The 3,963-nt window shown below is 42.2% G+C and carries 4 protein-coding genes and 1 pseudogene; all 5 read left to right on the top strand.

Translation table 11 applies throughout. The features are described 5' to 3' along the window. Positions 1–687: peptide chain release factor 2 (prfB, locus tag B4237_RS08915; RefSeq protein WP_286942777.1), on the top strand; the 687-nt coding region annotated here is incomplete at its 5' end. A 153-nt stretch (positions 688–840) separates the two neighbouring features. Then, positions 841–1,143: an ArsR/SmtB family transcription factor gene (locus B4237_RS08920; RefSeq protein WP_017196833.1), complete on the top strand. Its 303-nt coding sequence runs from the start codon at positions 841–843 to the stop codon at positions 1,141–1,143. Between the two features lie 54 nt (positions 1,144–1,197). After that, positions 1,198–2,262, top strand: a complete 1,065-nt coding sequence (locus tag B4237_RS08925; protein WP_278595758.1) for an alkene reductase — start codon at positions 1,198–1,200, stop codon at positions 2,260–2,262. A gap of 99 nt (positions 2,263–2,361) precedes the next feature. Further along, positions 2,362–3,681, top strand: coding sequence for a 3-deoxy-D-manno-octulosonic acid transferase (locus tag B4237_RS08930; protein ID WP_278595757.1), 1,320 nt, complete (start codon positions 2,362–2,364; stop codon positions 3,679–3,681). Further along, positions 3,678–3,963, top strand: a pseudogene (locus B4237_RS08935) (16S rRNA (uracil(1498)-N(3))-methyltransferase); the annotation flags it as partial. The gene B4237_RS08930 and the pseudogene B4237_RS08935, both read left to right, overlap by 4 nt.

Below are 3,963 nucleotides of genomic sequence, written 5' to 3' on the forward strand. Positions count from 1 at the left end.
GGTACAGAAGCACAAGATTGGGCATCCATGCTGTTACGTATGTACTTGCGTTGGATTGAACGTCATGGCTTTAAAGCTGAATTGATGGAAGTTTCTGACGGTGATGTTGCAGGAATTAAATCTGCAACGATTCGTGTGGATGGTGAGTTTGCTTATGGTTGGTTACGGACAGAAAGTGGTGTACACCGTTTAGTGCGTAAATCGCCATTTGATAGTAACAACAACCGTCATACATCATTCTCGGCAGTATTTATCTCGCCTGAGATTGATGACAATATTGAGATCGATATTAATCCATCGGATGTTCGAACAGATACTTATCGTGCTTCGGGTGCAGGTGGTCAGCACATTAACAAAACTGATTCTGCGGTACGTTTAACCCACGCACCAACAGGTATCGTGGTGGCGTGTCAGAACCAACGTTCACAACATGCTAACCGTGATCATGCGTGGAAACAGTTACGTGCCAAGCTCTATGAATTAGAGATGAGTAAGCGTAATGAAGCAGCTCAAGCTTTGGAAGATTCAAAGTCAGACATCGGTTGGGGCAGCCAAATTCGTTCTTATGTCTTAGACGATTCACGTATTAAAGATTTGCGTACAAGTGTAGAAACATCGAACACCAAAGCAGTCTTGGATGGTGATTTAGACAAGTTCATTGAAGCAAGTTTGAAACAAGGTTTATAAGTTTAAAACGGCAATTTCGTTCAGCATCTTTTGGTTAATCGGAAAAATATGATATTAATATCGATAAAAACAGATATTAATATTTATAAAATTCGATATACTAAGTTTAGATGCTGAACAAAGCTTTTGCCTGTTGAGAAACGTGGTGAGTCTATGGATATTGATGTTATAAGCAAAGCCTTAGCCAACCCATTACGTCGACAAATTTTGCAGTGGTTAAAAGAGCCAGAGCAATTTTTACCTGTACAGGAATGTGGTGGTAGTTTTGAGCGTGGTGTATGTGCTGGGCACATCGAACGTTTAGGCAAAGTTGCGCAATCGACGATGTCGAATCATTTGTCTGTGTTACAGCAAGCGGGTTTGATTAATGTCGAAAAATATGGGCAATGGTCTTATTTCACACGTAATGAAGCTTTGATTCAGCAATACATCGAACATTTAAAACAAACACTCTGACGGCGAGGATAAGGGCAATCTTAACCCGCTGAATAGAGTGAAGTTGAGGCGATCATGGCTGAATTAAACTCTACCTTACAAGTAGGTGACTTTAAGATTAAAAACCGTTTGGTTTTAGCTCCTTTAACGCGTGCACGTAGCGGTGCGTCTCGTGTTCCAAACGATTTAATGGTGGAATACTATCAACAACGTACCAATGCGGGTCTAATCATTACCGAAGCAACGGTGATTAGTCCAAAAGCCGCAGGTTATGCCAATACCCCAGGCTTATGGTCACAAGAACAAGCACAGGCTTGGAACAAGATTGTTGATGCAGTGCATTCACAAGGCTCAAAAATCGTGGTTCAGCTTTGGCATGTTGGTCGTATTTCACATCCCGATTTGTTAGATGGTGATACGCCTGTTGCGCCAAGCGCAATTCAGCCTGCTGGTGAAGTGAGTTTACTTCGTCCAAAACGCCCATTCGTTACGCCGCGTGCATTATCCCATGAAGAAATTCAGGAAATTGTTGCACAATATAGAAATGCTGCTGAACAAGCGAAAGCGGCAGGTTTTGATGGTGTAGAGTTGCATGCTGCCAACGGATATTTGATTGACCAGTTCTTGCAAAGTTCAACCAATCATCGTGATGATGAATATGGTGGTTCAATTGAAAACCGTGCACGTTTACTGTTACAAGTCGTTGATGCATTTATTGACGTGTGGGGTGCGGGTCGAGTGGGTGTTCATTTAGCGCCACGTGGTGATTCGCATGATATGGGCGATGAAAATCCATTAGCAACTTTTGGCTATGTCGTTGAGCAATTGGATCAGCGCAATGTTGCTTTTATTTTCACGCGTGAATACCAAGCCGAAGACAGCTTAATGCCTGCATTACGTTCGAAATTTAAAGGTGTATGGATTGCAAATGAAGGTTTAACGGCTGATTCTGCAAAACAAATCTTGGCAACAGGTCAAGCAGATGCAGTGTCATTCGGCAAAGCTTATATTGCCAATCCAGACCTGTTAGAACGTTTGCAAAATGATTTACCTTTAAATGCTATTCAGCCTGAAACCTTATATGGCTCAGGTGCAGAAGGTTATACAGATTATCCTGCTTTTGAACAGTTAGAAGCTTAATCTGATCTAAAAGACTCATGCTATTTACCAAAATGGCATGAGTTTTTTATTGAAATTCCGCATAATAAGCACACATCAAATCGTGAAATATGGTCTAGGATGGCGCAGAAAAACGCAGTGCAGCAAACACCCTTTTGGTATAACTTTTTATTGACCTGTATCAAACCGTTATATCGTTGGAAAATAAAACAACGCGCTGAAAATGATGCGGCATTTCAACAAGAGTGTATCGAGCGTTTTGGCCCTTTTCAGCCCCCTAAAAACTTACAAACGATTTGGTTTCATGTGGTCTCTGTTGGGGAAACCAATGCAGCACAGCCTTTGATCGAGCATTATTTAAAATTAGGCCATCCTGTGTTGGTAACCAATACGACGAAGACGGGGCAGGCGCGCGCCAAATCGCTGTTTCTGAAAGCACCTTATCTCGATTTATTTCAAGCGGTTTATTTGCCCGTTGATCAAAAGCCATTGCTCAAGCAGTTTTTTGATGTATATCAACCCAAACTTTTGGCATTGGTTGAAACTGAAATCTGGCCAAATTTGATTGCGGAAGCCAAGCAACAACAGATTCCCTGTATTTTATTGAATGCCCGCCTTTCTGAAAAATCGGCGAAAGGCTATGGCAAAGTGGCACGATTGACCAAGCTAATGTTACAACAACTGACGTGGATGCTGGCACAAGATGTGGCAACCCAACAGCGTTATGTTGAATTGGGTTTAGATCAAGCCAAAAGTCAGGTGGTTGGAAATATTAAATTTGATATTACTGCACCGCAGCACTATGTCACACAGGCAGAACAGTTCAAACAAGATTGGCAACTCGAACATCGTCAAATCATCACCCTTGCCAGCACACATGCGCCAGAAGAGGAGAATTTACTGAAACAGCTACAGCCGCACTTAAATGCAAATCCAGCTTTGCTGTGTATTGTGGTGCCTCGTCATCCTGAGCGATTTGATGAGGTCTACCAGGTATGTCAGCGTTTAAATTTAAATACGCAACGCCGTAGCCTGCAACAACCGATTCAAGTGGATACACAAGTTTTTCTTGCTGATAGCATGGGGGAAATGTGGTTGTGGTATGGCTTGAGCCAAGCGTGTTTTGTTGGCGGTTCATTGAATGAACCGGGTGGTGGTCATAATATCTTAGAACCTATGGTACTTGATGTGCCGACTGTCATTGGACCGCGCTATTTTAACTTCCAAAGTATTGTCGATGAGTTTGTTGCAGAGCAAGGCATTTTGATTGGAGGTGATGCAGCACAGATTGTGCAACAGCTGTTGAGCTGTTTAGAAAATACTGCTCAAAAACAACGTTTAGTTCAGCAAGCTCAGTTGGTTTTACAACGAAATACGGGTTCTTTACAAAAGCATATTCAGTTAATTGATCATTATTTACAGCAAACCGCATCCTCATGAATATTGTGTTACTTGAACCAGAACAGACACAATCTGAGCTTTGGAATATTGAAAATCCAAGACAATTGCAACATTTACGTCAGCATTTACAACTTCAAGTAGGTGATTCGCTGAAAGTCGGTATTCGACACGGTCTACGCTATTTGACAGAAGTTGTTGCATTGAATGAGACGCGAATTGTGGTGCGCCCGATTGAGACCGAAGCTGTACCTGCTAAGCATCCTGTACATTTGATTCTTGCCTTACCTCGTCCCAAAGTGTTGCGTCGAATGATGATGGATG

The organism is Acinetobacter sp. UBA6526, assembly GCF_002434875.1.
Classification (GTDB): Bacteria; Pseudomonadota; Gammaproteobacteria; order Pseudomonadales; family Moraxellaceae; genus Acinetobacter; species Acinetobacter venetianus.